This is a genomic window from Escherichia coli DSM 30083 = JCM 1649 = ATCC 11775, assembly GCF_003697165.2.
Lineage (GTDB): Bacteria > Pseudomonadota > Gammaproteobacteria > Enterobacterales > Enterobacteriaceae > Escherichia > Escherichia coli.
Window position 1 is genome coordinate 188,403 of sequence record NZ_CP033092.2, and the last position, 16,791, is coordinate 205,193.

Here is a 16,791-nt window from a genome sequence, read left to right on the forward strand (position 1 = left end):
AAGATGAATGTGTTGCGTAGTGGACTCGTGACGATGCTGCTGCTGGCTGCCTTTAGTGTTCAGGCAGCCTGTACCTGGCCTGCCTGGGAGCAGTTTAAAAAGGATTACATCAGTCAGGAAGGGCGCGTCATCGACCCCAGCGACGCGCGCAAAATCACCACCTCCGAAGGGCAAAGTTACGGCATGTTCTTTGCCCTGGCGGCTAACGACCGTGCAGCTTTCGATAATCTTCTCGACTGGACGCAGAACAATCTCGCTCAGGGTTCTTTAAAAGAACATTTGCCCGCCTGGCTGTGGGGCAAGAAAGAGAACAGTAAGTGGGAAGTGCTGGACAGCAATTCGGCCTCCGATGGTGATGTCTGGATGGCCTGGTCGTTGCTGGAGGCGGGGCGTTTGTGGAAAGAGCAGCGTTATACCGACATCGGCAGCGCATTGCTAAAACGTATCGCGCGGGAGGAAGTGGTGACGGTGCCTGGGCTGGGCTCCATGTTGTTACCGGGCAAAGTGGGTTTTGCTGAGGATAACAGCTGGCGTTTTAACCCCAGCTACCTGCCGCCGACGCTGGCGCAGTATTTCACCCGCTTTGGCGCGCCGTGGACCACGCTGCGCGAAACCAATCAACGTTTATTGCTGGAAACCGCCCCGAAAGGCTTTTCGCCAGACTGGGTGCGCTATGAGAAAGACAAAGGCTGGCAGCTAAAAGCCGAAAAAACATTGATCAGCAGCTACGACGCTATCCGCGTTTACATGTGGGTAGGCATGATGCCTGACAGCGATCCGCAAAAAGCGCGGATGCTCAACCGGTTTAAACCGATGGCGACATTCACTGAGAAAAACGGTTATCCGCCGGAAAAAGTGGATGTGGCTACGGGGAAAGCGCAGGGTAAAGGACCGGTCGGTTTTTCTGCCGCCATGCTGCCCTTTTTACAAAACCGCGATGCGCAGGCCGTTCAGCGCCAGCGCGTGGCCGATAACTTTCCCGGCAGCGATGCCTATTACAACTATGTGCTGACCCTGTTTGGACAAGGCTGGGATCAACACCGTTTCCGCTTCTCGACAAAAGGTGAGTTATTACCTGACTGGGGCCAGGAATGCGCAAATTCACACTAAACATATTCACGCTTTCCCTCGGTCTGGCCGTCATGCCGATGGTCGAGGCAGCACCAACCGCTCAGCAACAGTTGCTGGAGCAAGTTCGGTTAGGCGAAGCGACCCATCGTGAAGACCTGGTGCAACAGTCGTTGTATCGGCTGGAACTTATTGATCCGAATAACCCGGATGTGATTGCTGCCCGTTTTCGTTCTCTGTTACGTCAGGGCGATATTGATGGCGCACAAAAACAGCTCGATCGGCTGTCGCAGTTAGCGCCGAGTTCAAATGCGTATAAATCGTCGCGGACCACAATGTTACTGTCTACGCCGGATGGTCGTCAGGCACTGCAACAGGCTCGATTGCAGGCGACTACCGGTCATGCGGAAGAGGCCGTGGCGAGTTACAACAAGCTGTTCAACGGTGCGCCGCCGGAAGGTGACATTGCTGTCGAGTACTGGAGTACGGTGGCGAAAATTCCGGCTCGCCGTGGTGAAGCGATTAATCAGCTAAAACGCATTAATGCGGATACGCCGGGCAATACGGGCCTGCAAAACAATCTGGCGCTATTACTGTTTAGTAGCGATCGCCGTGACGAAGGTTTTGCCGTCCTGGAACAGATGGCGAAATCGAACGCCGGGCGCGAAGGGGCCTCTAAAATCTGGTACGGGCAGATTAAAGACATGCCCGTCAGCGATGCCAGCGTTCAGGCACTGAAAAAATATCTCTCGATCTTTAGCGATGGCGATAGCGTGGCTGCTGCACAATCGCAACTGGCAGAACAGCAAAAACAGCTGGCCGACCCTGCTTTCCGCGCTCGTGCGCAAGGTTTAGCGGCGGTGGACTCTGGCATGGCGGGTAAAGCCATTCCCGAACTACAACAGGCGGTGCGGGCGAACCCGAAAGACAGTGAGGCTCTGGGGGCGCTGGGCCAGGCGTATTCCCAGAAAGGCGATCGCGCCAATGCAGTGGTGAATCTGGAAAAAGCCCTCGCGCTGGATCCGCACAACAGCAATAACGACAAATGGAACAGCCTGCTGAAAGTAAACCGCTACTGGCTGGCGATCCAGCAGGGCGATGCCGCGCTGAAAGCCAATAATCCTGACCGGGCAGAACGGCTGTTCCAGCAGGCACGTAATGTCGATAACACCGACAGCTATGCAGTGCTTGGGCTGGGCGATGTGGCGATGGCGCGCAAAGATTATCCCGCCGCCGAACGCTATTACCAGCAGACCTTGCGTATGGACAGCGGCAACACTAACGCCGTGCGCGGGCTGGCGAATATTTACCGCCAGCAGTCGCCAGAAAAAGCCGAAGCGTATATCGCCTCGCTCTCTGCCAGCCAGCGGCGCAGCATTGATGATATCGAACGCAGCCTGCAAAACGACCGTCTGGCACAGCAGGCAGAGGCACTGGAAAACCAGGGGAAATGGGCGCAGGCGGCAGCACTTCAGCGGCAACGACTGGCGCTGGACCCCGGCAGTGTATGGATTACTTACCGACTTTCGCAGGATCTCTGGCAAGCCGGACAACGCAGCCAGGCCGATACGTTAATGCGCAATCTGGCGCAGCAGAAGCCGAACGACCCGGAGCAGGTTTACGCTTACGGGCTGTACCTCTCCGGTCACGACCAGGACAGAGCGGCGCTGGCGCATATCAACAGCCTGCCGCGCGGGCAGTGGAACAGCAATATTCAGGAGCTGGTTAATCGACTGCAAAACGATCAGGTGCTGGAAACCGCTAATCGCCTGCGAGAAAACGGTAAAGAGGCAGAAGCGGAAGCGATGCTGCGCCAGCAACCGCCTTCCTCGCGTATTGACCTCACGCTGGCTGACTGGGCGCAGCAGCGACGTGATTACACCGCCGCCCGCGCTGCATATCAGAATGTCCTGACGCGGGAGCCAACTAACGCCGATGCCATTCTTGGTCTGACGGAAGTGGATATTGCTGCCGGTGACAAAGCGGCGGCACGTAGCCAGCTGGCGAAACTGCCTGCCATTGATAACGCCTCGCTGAACACACAGCGGCGCGTGGCGCTGGCACAGGCGCAGCTTGGCGATACCGCAGCGGCGCAGCAGACATTTAATAAGTTGATCCCGCAGGCAAAATCTCAGCCACCGTCGATGGAAAGCGCGATGGTACTGCGTGATGGTGCGAAGTTTGAAGCGCTGGCGGGCGATCCAACGCAGGCGCTGGAAACCTACAAAGACGCTATGGTTGCATCCGGTGTGACCACGACGCGTCCGCAGGATAACGACACCTTTACCCGGCTGACCCGTAACGACGAGAAAGATGACTGGCTGAAACGCGGCGTGCGCAGCGATACGGCGGACCTCTATCGCCAGCAGGATCTTAACGTCACTCTCGAGCACGATTACTGGGGTTCGAGCGGTACCGGTGGTTACTCCGATCTGAAAGCGCACACCACTATGTTGCAGGTGGACGCGCCCTATTCTGACGGGCGGATGTTCTTTCGCAGTGATTTCGTCAATATGAACGTCGGCAGTTTCTCCACTAATGCCGATGGCAAATGGGATGACAACTGGGGCACCTGTACATTACAGGACTGTAGCGGCAACCGCAGCCAGTCGGATTCCGGTGCCAGCGTGGCGGTCGGCTGGCGAAATGACGTCTGGAGCTGGGATATCGGTACCACGCCGATGGGCTTCAACGTGGTGGATGTGGTCGGCGGCATCAGTTACAGCGATGATATCGGGCCGCTGGGTTACACCGTTAACGCCCACCGTCGGCCTATCTCCAGTTCTTTGCTGGCCTTTGGTGGGCAAAAAGACTCTCCGAGCAATACCGGGAAAAAATGGGGCGGCGTGCGTGCCGACGGCGTGGGGCTAAGTCTGAGCTACGATAAAGGTGAAGCAAACGGCGTCTGGGCATCGCTTAGCGGTGATCAGTTAACCGGTAAAAATGTCGAAGATAACTGGCGCGTGCGCTGGATGACGGGCTATTACTATAAGGTCATCAACCAGAACAATCGCCGCGTCACAATCGGCCTGAACAACATGATCTGGCATTATGACAAAGACCTGAGTGGCTACTCACTCGGTCAGGGCGGTTACTACAGTCCGCAGGAATACCTGTCGTTTGCCATACCGGTGATGTGGCGGGAGCGCACGGAAAACTGGTCGTGGGAGCTGGGGGCGTCTGGCTCGTGGTCGCATTCACGCACCAAAACCATGCCGCGTTATCCGCTGATGAATCTGATCCCGACCGACTGGCAGGAAGAAGCTGCGCGGCAATCCAACGATGGCGGCAGCAGTCAGGGCTTTGGCTACACGGCGCGGGCATTACTTGAACGACGTGTTACTTCCAACTGGTTTGTCGGCACGGCAATTGATATCCAGCAGGCAAAAGATTACGCCCCCAGCCATTTCCTGCTCTACGTACGTTATTCCGCCGCCGGATGGCAGGGTGACATGGATTTACCGCCGCAGCCGCTGATACCTTACGCCGACTGGTAAGTTTTCAGATAGCGCCTCTCTTAATGCCGCTGCGATCGGGTATACTCGGGCGGCAATCTGGGATTTCCGGGGGGAGACAATTTGCGCGTAAGTCGCTCGTTAACAATCAAGCAGATGGCAATGGTGGCAGCCGTTGTCCTGGTGTTCGTTTTTATTTTTTGCACCGTTTTGCTGTTCCATCTGGTCCAGCAGAATCGCTATAACACGGCTACGCAACTGGAAAGCATTGCTCGCTCTGTCCGCGAACCCTTATCTTCTGCCATTTTGAAAGGCGATATTCCCGAAGCGGAAGCTATTCTTGCCAGCATTAAACCGGCAGGCGTGGTCAGCCGTGCCGATGTAGTGCTGCCTAACCAGTTCCAGGCGCTGCGTAAAAGTTTTATTCCAGAGCGTCCGGTGCCGGTAATGGTTACTCGCCTGTTTGAGCTACCGGTGCAAATCTCGCTGGGCGTTTACTCGCTGGAACGTCCGGCAAACCCGCAGCCAATTGCCTATCTGGTGTTACAGGCGGATTCCTTCCGCATGTATAAGTTCGTGATGAGCACCCTCTCAACGTTAGTGACCATTTACTTACTTTTGTCGTTAATATTGACGGTGGCGATTAGCTGGTGCATTAACCGCCTGATTTTGCATCCGTTACGCAATATTGCTCGCGAACTTAACGCCATCCCACCCCAGGAGCTTGTTGGTCACCAACTGGCATTACCGCGTCTGCATCAGGACGATGAAATCGGTATGTTGGTGCGCAGTTACAACCTCAACCAGCAATTGCTGCAGCGCCATTATGAAGAACAGAACGAAAATGCGATGCGCTTCCCGGTGTCGGATTTGCCGAACAAAGCCTTGCTGATGGAGATGCTGGAGCAGGTGGTGGCGCGTAAACAAACTACCGCGCTGATGATCATCACCTGTGAAACCCTGCGTGATACTGCGGGTGTGCTGAAAGAGGCGCAACGAGAAATTCTGCTGCTGACGCTGGTGGAAAAACTCAAATCGGTACTGTCGCCACGCATGATCCTCGCGCAGATTAGCGGTTATGACTTTGCTGTCATTGCCAACGGTGTACAGGAACCGTGGCACGCTATCACATTAGGTCAGCAAGTGCTCACTATCATGAGCGAGCGCCTGCCGATTGAACGTATTCAACTCCGTCCGCACTGTAGCATTGGCGTGGCGATGTTCTACGGCGATCTCACCGCCGAACAGCTTTACAGTCGCGCTATTTCTGCGGCATTTACCGCTCGCCATAAAGGCAAAAATCAGATTCAGTTCTTTGATCCGCAGCAGATGGAAGCCGCCCAGCAGCGGTTGACGGAAGAGAGCGATATCCTTAATGCACTGGAAAATCATCAGTTTGCGATTTGGTTACAGCCACAGGTCGAGATGACCAGCGGTAAACTGGTCAGTGCGGAAGTGTTACTGCGTATCCAGCAACCGGATGGCAGTTGGGACCTGCCCGATGGCTTAATCGATCGCATTGAGTGCTGTGGGCTGATGGTTACCGTCGGTCACTGGGTGCTGGAAGAGTCCTGTCGATTGCTTGCTGCCTGGCAAGAGCGCGGCATTATGCTGCCCTTGTCGGTAAACCTCTCAGCGCTGCAACTGATGCATCCAAATATGGTGGCGGATATGCTGGAATTGTTAACCCGCTATCGTATTCAGCCGGGAACACTGATTCTGGAAGTGACAGAAAGCCGACGTATTGACGATCCTCATGCTGCGGTGGCAATCCTCCGTCCGCTGCGCAATGCCGGAGTTCGGGTGGCGCTGGATGATTTCGGCATGGGCTACGCAGGGCTGCGTCAGCTGCAGCATATGAAATCGTTGCCAATCGACGTACTGAAAATCGACAAAATGTTTGTTGAAGGTTTGCCGGAAGATAGCAGCATGATTGCTGCAATTATCATGCTGGCGCAGAGCCTGAACCTACAAATGATTGCCGAAGGCGTGGAGACTGAAGCACAACGCGACTGGCTGGCAAAAGCTGGCGTTGGTATTGCCCAGGGCTTCCTTTTTGCTCGCCCACTCCCTATTGAAATCTTCGAAGAGAGTTACCTGGAAGAAAAGTAGCTACCCCAAACTGATTACAAAACTTTAAAAAGTGCTGGTTTGTGCGAGCCAGCTCAAACTTTTTAACCTTTTTGTTTCAATTATGATCCAGGTACATTTCTGTGATGTTGTCTGGGTGTTATTTTAAGGCCGCAGGTACCCCATAACCTTACAAGACCTGTGGTTTTACTAAAGGACACCCTATGAAAACCTCTCTGTTTAAAAGCCTTTACTTTCAGGTCCTGACAGCGATAGCCATTGGTATTCTCCTTGGCCATTTCTATCCTGAAATAGGCGAGCAAATGAAACCGCTTGGCGACGGCTTCGTTAAGCTCATTAAGATGATCATCGCTCCTGTCATCTTTTGTACCGTCGTAACGGGCATTGCGGGCATGGAAAGCATGAAGGCGGTCGGTCGTACCGGCGCAGTCGCACTGCTTTACTTTGAAATTGTCAGTACCATCGCGCTGATTATTGGTCTTATCATCGTTAACGTCGTGCAGCCTGGTGCCGGAATGAACGTCGATCCGGCAACGCTTGATGCGAAAGCGGTAGCGGTTTACGCCGATCAGGCGAAAGACCAGGGCATTGTCGCCTTCATTATGGATGTCATCCCGGCGAGCGTCATTGGCGCATTTGCCAGCGGTAACATTCTGCAGGTACTGCTGTTTGCCGTACTGTTTGGTTTTGCGCTCCACCGTCTGGGCAGCAAAGGCCAACTGATTTTTAACGTGATCGAAAGTTTCTCGCAGGTCATTTTCGGCATCATCAATATGATCATGCGTCTGGCACCTATTGGTGCGTTCGGGGCAATGGCGTTTACCATCGGTAAATACGGCGTCGGCACACTGGTGCAACTGGGGCAGCTGATTATCTGCTTCTACATCACCTGTATCCTGTTTGTGGTGCTGGTACTGGGTTCAATCGCTAAAGCGACTGGTTTCAGTATCTTCAAATTTATCCGTTACATCCGTGAAGAACTGCTGATTGTACTGGGGACTTCATCTTCCGAGTCGGCGCTGCCGCGTATGCTCGACAAGATGGAGAAACTCGGCTGCCGCAAATCGGTGGTGGGGCTGGTCATCCCGACAGGCTACTCGTTTAATCTTGATGGCACATCGATATACCTGACAATGGCGGCGGTGTTTATCGCCCAGGCCACTAACAGTCAGATGGATATCGTCCATCAAATCACGCTGTTAATCGTGTTGCTGCTTTCTTCTAAAGGGGCGGCAGGGGTAACGGGTAGTGGTTTTATCGTGCTGGCGGCGACGCTCTCTGCGGTGGGCCATTTGCCGGTAGCGGGTCTGGCGCTGATCCTCGGTATCGACCGCTTTATGTCAGAAGCTCGTGCGCTGACTAACCTGGTCGGTAACGGCGTAGCGACCATTGTCGTTGCTAAGTGGGTGAAAGAACTGGACCACAAAAAACTGGACGATGTGCTGAATAATCGTGCGCCGGATGGCAAAACGCACGAATTATCCTCTTAATCTCACCACTTATGCCCGCACTCCCTTCCCCGAGTGCGGGTGTTTGCGCATAATTGACCCCTGTGCCTGAACTTACCACCTGGGTGAGTTCAGGTTTATTTCACTTCTTCCGTGACATTTTCATGTTCTTGCGGTCTAACACGAAGTGTTTTTAACGTCATTTAGACTGACCGACAACGGGCAGTTTTTTATTACCAGGATAGTTGATCAGGGGTTCACATGCAGGGCACAAAAATTCGACTTTTAGCGGGCGGTTTGCTGATGATGGCCACTGCTGGCTATGTGCAGGCAGATGCGCTCCAGCCTGATCCAGCATGGCAACAGGGGACGCTTTCCAACGGTTTACAGTGGCAAGTGCTGACTACGCCCCAACGTCCCAGCGATCGTGTTGAAATTCGCCTGCTGGTTAATACCGGTTCGCTCGCCGAAAGTACACAACAGAGCGGTTACAGTCACGCCATCCCTCGTATTGCGCTAACGCAAAGCGGTGGCCTTGACGCAGCGCAGGCGCGTTCATTGTGGCAGCAGGGGATCGACCCTAAACGCCCGATGCCGCCGGTAATTGTCTCTTATGACACCACGCTGTTTAATCTGAGTTTGCCCAATAACCGTAACGACTTGCTGAAAGAGGCGCTCTCTTATCTGGCAAATGCCACTGGCAAACTGACTATCACGCCAGAAACCATCAACCATGCGTTGCAAAGTCAGGACATGGTGGCAACCTGGCCTGCCGATACTAAAGAGGGCTGGTGGCGTTATCGTCTGAAAGGATCAACCTTGTTAGGTCACGATCCTGCCGATCCGCTGAAACAACCCGTTGAAGCGGAAAAGATTAAAGATTTCTATCAGAAATGGTACACCCCGGATGCAATGACGCTGCTGGTGGTGGGAAACGTGGATGCGCGCTCGGTCGTCGACCAAATCAATAAAACGTTTGGCGAACTGAAAGGCAAACGTGAAACACCGGCTCCGGTGCCGACGCTTTCTCCGCTGCGTGCGGAAGCGGTGAGTATTATGACCGACGCGGTGCGTCAGGACCGGCTATCTATCATGTGGGATACGCCGTGGCAGCCGATTCGTGAATCAGCCGCACTGCTGCGCTACTGGCGTGCGGACCTGGCCCGTGAGGCGCTGTTCTGGCATGTTCAGCAAGCGTTAAGCGCCAGTAACAGTAAAGACATCGGTCTTGGATTTGACTGTCGTGTGCTGTATCTGCGTGCGCAGTGTGCCATCAACATCGAATCACCAAACGACAAGCTGAACAGCAACCTTAATCTGGTGGCGCGTGAACTGGCGAAGGTTCGCGATAAAGGTCTGCCGGAAGAAGAGTTCAATGCGTTAGTGGCGCAAAAGAAACTGGAGCTGCAGAAACTGTTTGCCGCCTATGCGCGAGCTGATACCGATATTCTGATGGGGCAGCGGATGCGTTCGTTGCAAAATCAGGTCGTCGATATCGCGCCGGAGCAATATCAGAAACTGCGTCAGGATTTCCTTAACAGCCTGACGGTGGAGATGTTAAATCAGGATCTGCGTCAGCAGTTGTCGAATGATATGGCGTTAATACTGCTGCAGCCGAAAGGCGAGCCGGAATTTAACATGAAAGCGTTGCAGGCGGCCTGGGATCAAATCATGGCCCCATCGACTGCGGCTGCCGCCACATCTGTCGCCACGGATGACGTACATCCTGAAGTGACGGATATTCCACCTGTACAGTAATGCCTGATGGTGATGAGTTAGCACAACCATCAGGTATTTATGGATGAGCTGGATAGAGGGGTAACACTCTATCCAGCCTTTTGCATATGCTGCTTTTACGCTGGCATCGCTTCACGCGGGATAATCGCGCCGCGATACTGAATAACGGTACTTGCGGTCAGGTGCCCGCGTTTCGCTGCGTCTTCCGCAATTCCGCCCGTCAAACGTACCGCCAGATAACCGGCACTGAAAGAGTCGCCAGCTGCGGTGGTATCGATCACTTTTTCTTTCGGCAGTTTTACCGCCGGAACATCCACTAACCCTTCGCCAGCAATGGACACCAGGCAAGAATCCGCCCCGCGTTTCACCACCACTTCTTTCACGCCCGCGTTATGGGTGCGCGCAATGACGTCTTCCACCGGCTGTTGACCCCACAGCGCGTCTTCATCGTCCAGCGTCAGGAAGGCGATATCCGTGCATTCCAGCATTTGTTGGTACACCTGCTGTGTCTCTTCTTTGCTGGCCCACAGGCGCGGACGATAGTTATTGTCGAAAATCACTTTTCCGCCGTTGGCGCGGCATTCGCGCAGCAGGGAAAGCAGCTTTTCGCGGCTGGTCGGGCTTAAGATCGCCAGGCTAATCCCGCTCAGGTAGAGATAATCGAAATTCGCCAGCTCTTCGCAAATCGCCGCGGATTGCTCACTCTCCAGCCAGAATTTGGCGGCGGCTTCGTTACGCCAGTAGTAGAACGTACGTTCGCCGGTGCTGTCGGTTTCAATGTAGTAAAGGCCCGGCAGACGGTTTTCCATCCGTTGGGTCAGGGAAGTATCAACGTTCTCGCCGCGCCAGGCGTCCAGCATCTGCTGGCTAAAACTGTCCGTTCCCAGCGCCGTTACGTAATGAACGGTTAATGCCGCAGGATCGACCTGACGGGCGATATAGACGGAAGTGTTCAGGGTATCGCCGCCGAAACCGCGCTTAACGTCCGCGCCTTTCTCGGAAAGCTCAATCATGCATTCGCCAATCACGGCAATCTTTTTGGACATAGTCGTGAACCTGATCTGTAAAAAATTAGCGTTAGTTTGCGCTGTGGTGGTTTGCTGGTCAACCATATTAAAACAGTGTTCCATTATTTTTTTGAGCCAGAACGTATTCCTGAAAGATTCCGTTGTGGAGTGGGGAAATTTACCCCGGCCAGGCGGTAAAGTTCTGCCCTTGCGCGCCGATAATCTTTGTCGAGTCCGGGCAGCATCACTTTTAAACACAGGACATCTTTGATGATAAGGCAGGTTATCCAGCGAATAAGCAACCCTGAAGCAAGCATCGAGAGCTTGCAGGAACGGCGTTTTTGGTTGCAGTGTGAGCGTGCTTACACCTGGCAGCCGATCTATCAAACATGCGGGCGGTTAATGGCCGTGGAGCTATTAACGGTGGTCACGCATCCCTTGAACCCTTCGCAACGCCTGCCGCCGGATCGCTATTTTACTGAAATCACCGTTAGCCATCGGATGGAGGTTGTGAAAGAGCAGATTGATTTGCTGGCGCAAAAAGCCGACTTCTTTGTAGAGCACGGCCTGCTGGCATCGGTCAATATTGATGGCCCTACGCTCATCGCCCTGCGTCAGCAACCAAAAATCCTGCGCCAGATTGAGGATCTTCCCTGGCTGCGTTTCGAACTGGTGGAACACATCCGCCTGCCGAAAGATTCAACCTTTGCCTCGATGTGTGAATTTGGCCCGCTGTGGCTGGATGATTTTGGTACCGGGATGGCAAATTTCTCTGCACTAAGTGAAGTGCGTTATGACTACATCAAAATCGCGCGAGAACTGTTTGTGATGCTGCGTCAGTCGCCGGAAGGACGCACACTCTTTTCTCAGCTTTTACATCTAATGAATCGCTATTGTCGCGGGGTGATTGTCGAGGGCGTAGAAACACCGGAAGAGTGGCGTGATGTTCAGAACTCGCCCGCATTCGCCGCACAAGGCTGGTTTCTTTCACGCCCGGCACCGATAGAAACGCTGAATACGGCGGTTCTGGCGCTATAAGTTGCCTCATTTTCCGCCTGGCTGGACTATCTTTAGGACTGGCACAGGAAGAATATGAGGAAGCGAACGATGAGCAAGGCAGGCAAAATAACCGCTGCGATTTCAGGGGCTTTCTTGTTGTTGATTGTCGTGGCGATCATTTTGATTGCAACTTTTGACTGGAATCGACTCAAACCGACCATCAACCAGAAAGTCTCTGCGGAGTTGAATCGTCCGTTCGCTATCCGTGGCGATCTGGGCGTGGTGTGGGAGCGGCAAAAACAAGAAACTGGCTGGCGCAGCTGGGTGCCGTGGCCCCATGTACACGCGGAAGACATCATTCTTGGCAATCCACCGGATATTCCCGAAGTCACAATGGTGCATTTGCCGCGAGTAGAAGCGACGCTGGCCCCGCTGGCGCTGCTGACCAAAACGGTCTGGTTGCCGTGGATCAAGCTCGAAAAGCCCGACGCGCGCCTGATTCGCCTCTCCGAAAAGAACAATAACTGGACGTTTAATCTCGCCAACGATGACAACAAAGACGCGAATGCAAAGCCGTCGGCGTGGTCGTTTCAGCTGGATAATATTCTTTTCGATCAAGGGCGGATCGCCATTGATGACAAAGTAAGCAAAGCGGATCTGGAAATTTTTGTCGATCCGTTAGGCAAGCCGCTGCCGTTCAGCGAAGTTACCGGATCGAAAGGTAAAGCGGATAAAGAAAAGGTGGGCGATTACGTTTTTGGCCTGAAGGCGCAGGGACGTTATAACGGTGAACCGCTCACTGGTACGGGAAAAATAGGCGGTATGCTGGCGCTGCGTGGCGAAGGAACGCCGTTTCCGGTACAGGCTGATTTCCGCTCTGGTAACACCCGTGTTGCTTTTGATGGCGTTGTGAATGACCCAATGAAGATGGGGGGTGTCGATTTACGGCTTAAATTTTCTGGCGATTCGCTGGGTGATCTCTATGAACTGACGGGCGTTCTGCTGCCCGATACACCGCCGTTTGAAACGGATGGTCGGCTGGTAGCGAAAATCGACACTGAAAAATCGTCGGTCTTTGATTATCGCGGTTTTAATGGGCGCATTGGCGATAGCGATATCCACGGTTCTCTGATCTATACCACCGGCAAGCCACGACCAAAACTGGAAGGTGATGTCGAGTCGCGGCAATTGCGGCTGGCGGACCTGGGACCGTTGATTGGCGTTGATTCCGGGAAAGGGGCAGAAAAGTCGAAACGGTCTGAACAGAAGAAGGGCGAAAAAAGCGTTCAGCCTGCGGGCAAAGTGCTGCCTTATGACCGCTTCGAAACCGATAAATGGGACGTTATGGATGCCGATGTTCGCTTCAAAGGGCGGCGCATTGAGCATGGCAGCAGCCTGCCGATTAGCGATCTTTCTACTCATATCATCCTCAAAAATGCTGACCTGCGCCTGCAACCGCTGAAATTTGGCATAGCGGGCGGCAGCATTGCGGCGAATATTCATCTGGAAGGCGATAAAAAGCCGATGCAGGGGCGGGCAGATATTCAGGCTCGTCGACTGAAACTGAAAGAACTGATGCCGGATGTGGAACTGATGCAGAAGACGCTGGGGGAAATGAACGGTGACGCGGAACTACGCGGTAGCGGTAACTCGGTGGCGGCGCTTTTAGGCAACAGTAATGGCAACCTGAAACTGTTGATGAATGACGGGCTGGTGAGCCGCAACCTGATGGAGATTGTCGGGCTGAATGTTGGTAACTACATTGTCGGTGCGATATTTGGTGACGATGAGGTGCGGGTGAACTGCGCGGCAGCGAATCTGGATATTGCCAACGGTGTGGCGCGTCCGCAGGTTTTCGCTTTTGATACCGAGAATGCGTTGATCAATGTTACCGGCACGGCAAGTTTTGCTTCGGAACAGCTGGATTTAACTATCGATCCAGAAAGTAAAGGGATTCGCATTATCACGCTGCGTTCGCCGCTGTATGTGCGTGGGACGTTTAAAAATCCGCAGGCTGGGGTGAAAGCCGGGCCGTTGATTGCCCGTGGTGCTGTTGCGGCGGCACTGGCAACGCTGGTTACGCCAGCGGCAGCATTGCTGGCACTGATCTCACCTTCCGAAGGGGAGGCTAATCAGTGCCGGACAATTTTGTCGCAGATGAAGAAGTGATGATAGTTGCCGGATGTCTGACATCCGGCAGTTAAAACGACTACAACGACTGGTGCCGCGTCTCATGCGTTAACAGCAGGGCAATTAACGTCAGTCCGGCCATCGCCGCCAGATATAACCCCACCGCGCCTAACCCATAGTTAGTCTGCAACCAGGCCGCGATATACGGCGCAACAGACGCCCCGAGAATCGACGATACGTTATAGGAGAACGATGCTCCGGTATAACGGACTTCCGTCGGAAACAGCTCCGGCAGCAGCGCCCCCATCGGACCAAAGGTCAGGCCCATCAAACTCAAGCCCAGCAGCAGGAAAACAAACACCAATGCTGGATTACCAGAACCCAACAGTGGGTTAAAGGCAAACAGGGCAAACAGAATGATAAGCGTAGTGATCACCACCATACTTTTACGGCGACCAAAAGCATCTGCCAGCAGACCCGCCAACGGAACCATCACTGCAAAACCGATAACCGCCATCATCAACATCCACAGTACTTCGTTACGCGGTAAACCAAGCCCAACTGGCGCGGCGGCGGTACTAAAGGTCATAGAGTAGACCGTCATGATGTAAAACAGCGTATAGGTTGCCAGCATAATGAACGTACCCAGTACGGTTACGCGAACATGTTTGGTCAGCAGCGTACCCAGCGGGATCTTCACCTGTTTTTTCGCTTTAGCGACTTTCTCAAACACCGGCGACTCATGCAGCGACACGCGAACATACAGGCCGATAATGACCAGCACCGCCGAGAAGATAAATGGCACACGCCAGCCCCAGCTCATAAACTGCTCGTCGGTCAGTAGCCAGGAAAGCAGCAAGAAAGTGCCGTTGGCAAAGAAGAAGCCAATCGGTGCGCCCAGCTGCGGGAAGGAGCCGTACAATGCACGTTTGCGCGGTGGGGCGTTTTCAGTCGCCAGCAGCGCCGCGCCGCCCCATTCACCACCTAAGCCCAGACCCTGACCAAATCGAGCCAGCGCCAGCAGCAGCGGGGCGAAAATACCAATCGTGGCATAGCCTGGCAGCAGACCAATCACCACGGTCGAAATCCCCATCGTTAGCAACGAGGCGACCAGCGTCGCTTTACGCCCAACGCGATCGCCAAAATGACCAAAAACGGCAGAGCCAATGGGGCGCGCGACGAAGGCGATGGCGAAGGTGGCGAGCGACTGTAGCGTTGCTGCCGTTGGATCGCCCTGCGGGAAGAAGATATGCGGAAACACAATAACGGCCGCAGTGGCGTAAATGTAAAAGTCGAAGAACTCAATGGCCGTGCCAATGAGAGAGGCGACAAGGACTTTATTACGCGAGTTGATCGGCGTGTATTCTTGCTCGTGGTCGAGTGTTGTGGCTGTTGCTTGCATAATCTTTTCTTATTTTTTGGCTAACGAATAGCCATATTACGCACAGCAAAAGTGATATTTCAATGTGTAACAAATCGCGGAAATGGTCAAAAATCATGCAAAAAGGGGATAATGTTTAGGCCAGTGATTTTTCTTCTATGAAATGCTTCACATAATTTTATAAATGGTGGATTAAACTGGTTTTAGGTTAAATAAAAGTTACCAACTGGATTTATATGCTGGGGTTATGAGTTGGAATGAAATTGTTTGCTCCTGAATAGATGGCTAAAGAGGCTCTGGGAAAGAGTTTCAAGAGGTTATGTGCGCATTATAGCCGGATGCGATGCTGGCGCATCTTATCCGGCCTACGGGGAGCCAGGCCGAATAAATTCGTACGCCGCATCCGGCCTATTTTAAGGCTGCGTTTTCCCCGGCATTCGCGGGTCGTCTTTATATTCGGCGGTGGCAATCCACGCCGCGCAAAACAGCGTCAAACGGGCGAAGAAGTAGAAAAATGCCATCAGCCCCAGCACGGAACCAAATGCTGCGCCAGAGGGTGATTTCATCAACGATGGCAGGGTGTAGGTCATCACGATTTTAATCACTTCAAAACCAATAGCAGCCAGAAATGTTCCGCGGATCAGGGCTTTTTTGCGCGGACGGTGGCGCGGCAACCGCCAGAAGATCCAGAAGAAAAGCAGATAGTTGGCGAAGATGGAAATCGCCAGGCCAATCAACCGCCATGTCGGTTTCAGCCACTCAATGCTGTTCAGGTGCAGGGCGCTAATAATCATTTGCTGCGCAGAACCGGCAACCGAGGTGATAGAAAGCGTCACAATCAGCGCAATCAACAAACCAATCAGCGAAATAAAATCACGCAGATATTTTACCCAGAACTTCTCCTGATCTTGCGGCGAGCGTTCCCAGACATCGCGTGACTGGGCGCGAATCGCTTCACGCAGGTTACCCATCCAGTTGATGCCGGAATAAAGCGCCACTGCCAGACCGACAAGCCCTACAGTCGTACGCTGCTGAACGGCGGTGTTGATGGTGTTTTTCAACGTGGCGGCTAGCGTCGGATCGCTAATGTTTTGCAGAATTTTGTCGAAGATATCCTGTAGCAACATCGGATGGGAGGCCAGCACAAAGCCCCCTGCGGCAAACGACACCATCAAAATGGGGATCATCGACAAAAATGAGAAATAGGTGATAGCCGCCCCAAACTGGTTACCCAGCCGATCGTTAAAGCGTTCTGTCGCGCGAATCAGGTGCGCAATAACCGGTTGGCGTTGGACTTTCTCGGCAGTGGTGGTGACGGTTTCCAGCGCCTGGCTAACTTTGCCGCCTTTCTCGCTATTATCCAACTGCTTAATCGGCTCGTGCTCCAGATCCTGGGTGGGACGTTTGATCTCGTTTTCCTGCGTCATCCGCTCTTTTGTCCTTCTGTCGTGGTTATTCTTAAAAAGTATAGTCGG

Annotated in this window: 10 protein-coding genes; 7 read left to right on the top strand and 3 right to left on the bottom strand. The window is 53.5% G+C overall.

All coding sequences use genetic code 11. The annotated features are described in order from the left end of the window. Positions 1-3 precede the first annotated feature (3 nt). The 5 genes from bcsZ (at position 4) to yhjJ (ending at position 9,820) form a co-directional block, all read left to right on the top strand. Positions 4-1,110: a cellulose synthase complex periplasmic endoglucanase BcsZ gene (gene bcsZ, locus EAS44_RS01695; RefSeq protein WP_001304954.1), complete on the top strand. Its 1,107-nt coding sequence runs from the start codon at positions 4-6 to the stop codon at positions 1,108-1,110. Next, positions 1,092-4,565, top strand: a complete 3,474-nt coding sequence (bcsC, locus tag EAS44_RS01700) for a cellulose synthase complex outer membrane protein BcsC (RefSeq protein WP_001225074.1) — start codon at positions 1,092-1,094, stop codon at positions 4,563-4,565. The genes bcsZ and bcsC overlap by 19 nt, the downstream gene beginning before the upstream one ends. An 81-nt stretch (positions 4,566-4,646) precedes the next feature. After that, positions 4,647-6,635, top strand: a complete 1,989-nt coding sequence (gene hmsP / locus EAS44_RS01705) for a biofilm formation regulator HmsP (RefSeq protein WP_001266326.1) — start codon at positions 4,647-4,649, stop codon at positions 6,633-6,635. A gap of 182 nt (positions 6,636-6,817) precedes the next feature. Further along, positions 6,818-8,104, top strand: a complete 1,287-nt coding sequence (dctA, locus tag EAS44_RS01710) for a C4-dicarboxylate transporter DctC (protein WP_000858214.1) — start codon at positions 6,818-6,820, stop codon at positions 8,102-8,104. 219 nt (positions 8,105-8,323) lie between these two features. Then, positions 8,324-9,820, top strand: coding sequence for a M16 family metallopeptidase (gene yhjJ, locus EAS44_RS01715; protein WP_001163136.1), 1,497 nt, complete (start codon positions 8,324-8,326; stop codon positions 9,818-9,820). Positions 9,821-9,915: 95 nt separating this feature from the next. Here the strand turns inward: yhjJ and kdgK are convergent, their stop codons facing one another. Further along, positions 9,916-10,845, bottom strand: a complete 930-nt coding sequence (gene kdgK, locus EAS44_RS01720) for a 2-dehydro-3-deoxygluconokinase (protein ID WP_001297976.1) — start codon at positions 10,843-10,845, stop codon at positions 9,916-9,918. 231 nt (positions 10,846-11,076) lie between these two features. Between kdgK and pdeH the strand changes: the two genes are divergently transcribed. Beyond that, the gene (pdeH, locus tag EAS44_RS01725) at positions 11,077-11,844 is read left to right on the top strand and encodes a cyclic-guanylate-specific phosphodiesterase (protein WP_001329855.1); all 768 of its coding nucleotides are present in this window, start codon (positions 11,077-11,079) and stop codon (positions 11,842-11,844) included. A gap of 69 nt (positions 11,845-11,913) precedes the next feature. Further along, positions 11,914-13,974, top strand: coding sequence for an AsmA family protein (yhjG, locus tag EAS44_RS01730; RefSeq protein ID WP_001314213.1), 2,061 nt, complete (start codon positions 11,914-11,916; stop codon positions 13,972-13,974). Between the two features lie 40 nt (positions 13,975-14,014). On the opposite strand, the gene yhjE is transcribed toward yhjG, so the two are convergent. Both yhjE and yhjD read right to left on the bottom strand, forming a co-directional pair. Continuing rightward, positions 14,015-15,337 carry an MFS transporter gene (gene yhjE / locus EAS44_RS01735; RefSeq protein WP_001148998.1) on the bottom strand — a complete coding sequence of 441 codons (1,323 nt, stop codon included), beginning with the start codon at positions 15,335-15,337 and terminating at the stop codon, positions 14,015-14,017. 392 nt (positions 15,338-15,729) lie between these two features. Then, entirely contained in the window at positions 15,730-16,743 is a 1,014-nt protein-coding gene (gene yhjD / locus EAS44_RS01740; protein WP_000191257.1) for an inner membrane protein YhjD, read from the bottom strand. Positions 16,744-16,791: the final 48 nt, after the last annotated feature.